2 protein-coding genes are annotated in these 2,176 nt (G+C 60.6%); one reads left to right on the plus strand and one right to left on the minus strand.

What is annotated here, in order from left to right; genetic code table 11:
- Window positions 1-1,775 (plus strand): hypothetical protein (locus WBP53_RS02940; protein ID WP_423925766.1); only part of this gene is annotated, 1,775 nt, incomplete at its 5' end.
- A 39-nt stretch (window positions 1,776-1,814) separates the two neighbouring features.
- Here the strand turns inward: WBP53_RS02940 and WBP53_RS02945 are convergent.
- A partial coding sequence (locus tag WBP53_RS02945; protein WP_423925768.1) for a DapH/DapD/GlmU-related protein occupies window positions 1,815-2,176 on the minus strand: 362 nt, incomplete at its 5' end.

Consider the following 2,176-nt stretch of genomic DNA (forward strand, 5'->3'; position numbering starts at 1 on the left):
CCCCTGAAGGTCGGAGATTGACCGTGTTGTTTGCTCGTCTCGTTGCCGGTTTGATTGCAGTCAGCGCCAGTTGCGCGTTTGCCGTTGAGCCATTCATTGCCCCTGCCGTCCCTGTCGGCAGCCTGTCTGTCCAGCTGGTTCCGACCGAGGTCGTCAATCCGGGAAGCAGTCGCCTGGTCACTTTTGGTGTGCCGTTTCCTCGTGGCTCGATTTCGGCAGCAGGACTGGGCACCTTGAGGGTACTCAAGGGGGCGCAGGAAATTCCGGCCCATGTGAGTCAGATGACCCCGTGGCGACATCGCGGCAATGCGGCGCTCGACGGCACCTCGGTGCGTGTTGCGCGCGTGCAGATCCAGTATGTGTTTGCGTCGACTTCGCCGGAAACGATTACCGTGAGCTGGGGCGGTCCGCCTCGCCAGCAGAACGTGCCGACTCTGGTATCGGCGCGCAACGGCTGGCATACGGTCAGCAGCGGCAGCTTCGTGACTTCCGACAATGTGCAGGAGCCCGATGTCTACGCAGTGCTGCCGAAGACATGGCTGAGTCTGGGCATGTTGAAGGGCGTACGCAGCGTCGCCTTCGACGACAGCAATACCGAGCCAAGGGACAACCCGAATACGAATTCGAATATTGACCACTGGCCGGCATACCAGGAAGCGGATCGGGCAATCAAGAACAACTTCTACAGCTCGATCAATGAAGACGACCCCGGGGTGACCACGGGCAACCAGTGCCACTACAAGACCGAGTACGAGCCCTGGTTGTATGACCGCGCCACCTCGATGTTCGTGCTTTACGAACGCAGTGGCTTCTACAAGGCACTGCGCGAGGCCGTGCGTGCGTCGGACTTCTACACCGATCACATCAACTCCGGCGGCTATTTCGAGTTCAAGAACGGCGACACCAAGTACGTCTATGCGGAGAACCTGGCCTATCGCTACTGGCTGACGGGCGATGACACGGCCCTGGACCGGTTGTCGGCGATCGTGGGTGCGCAGGGTGGATTCAATGATGCCTGGAGTCCGGGCATGGGCTTCTGGACCGAGCGGCACTCCGCATTCAAGCTGCTCGCCTATCAGGTGGATTACGAGCTCAATGGTGGCAGCCAGGCAGGCAACGTAGCGACTCTGGTCGGTCGCCTGGTTTCCCACCAGAACGGTGCCAGCGGTCAGATCCCGCAGCCCGCCGGCTTCGTCGATGGTGGTCTCTACCATCTCGGCTCCCAGCACGATGGCGATTGGGCCAATGGGTCCTACGGAGCATCGGGCTGGATGAGCGTGCTGGTCGTCGACGCCATGTTGCGCGCCTATTCCACCTCGGAAGATCCCGCCATCGCGAACTTCATACGCCGCATGGGCAACTTTCTGCGCGTAGCCACGATCAGCACCACCGATCACATGTACAACTTCGGTGGTGCGCTGGCCTTGCCGCGCTACGCGATGCTTTCCAATGGTGCCAATGGACAGATGGGCAGTTCGGATGTCGAGCATGCGCTTGATGTTGCTGCGGGAGTGGCCTGGGCCAACTACTTTGCCGAGCTGACCCAGCAATCCGATCCGCGTCTGGCCGATACCGCCGAAGACCTTTATTTCACCTATGACGAGGGCGTCAATTACTGGATCCGGCCGGGCGGTCCGGGTGCAGGATTGCCGGCCTACCGAACATCGCCGTGGCGCAAGTTCGGTTGGGAGCATCGCGTATCCGGTGGACTGGGTTGGGCCATGAATGCGGCAACCGCAACTACAGACGCGGTCTTTGCGAACGGCTTCGATTGATCCCTTGACCAGGAGACCATGCAGCCGATGATCGGCCGATCAGGTTTTCTTCGGTCGCTGCCAGCCAGGCACCGTGTTCTGGCGACTGCGTGCAACCGTCAGTTGATCCTCAGGTGCTGAACGGGTGATCACGGATCCGGCACCGATGGTCGCATTGCGGCCAATCGATACGGGTGCCACAAGGGCGGAATTGGAGCCGATGAAGGCGCCGTCGCCGATGCTGGTGCGATGCTTGTTCACGCCGTCGTAATTGCAGGTGATCGTGCCAGCGCCAATGTTCGCCTGATTGCCGACGTCGGCGTCGCCGACGTAACTCAGGTGATTGATCTTTGAGCCGGCACCCAGACGCGTGTTCTTGGTTTCGACGAAATTTCCGATGCGTGAACCTGCGCCCAGTTCGG

This window comes from Dokdonella sp. (genome assembly GCF_049593775.1).
Taxonomy (GTDB): Bacteria; Pseudomonadota; Gammaproteobacteria; order Xanthomonadales; family Rhodanobacteraceae; genus Dokdonella.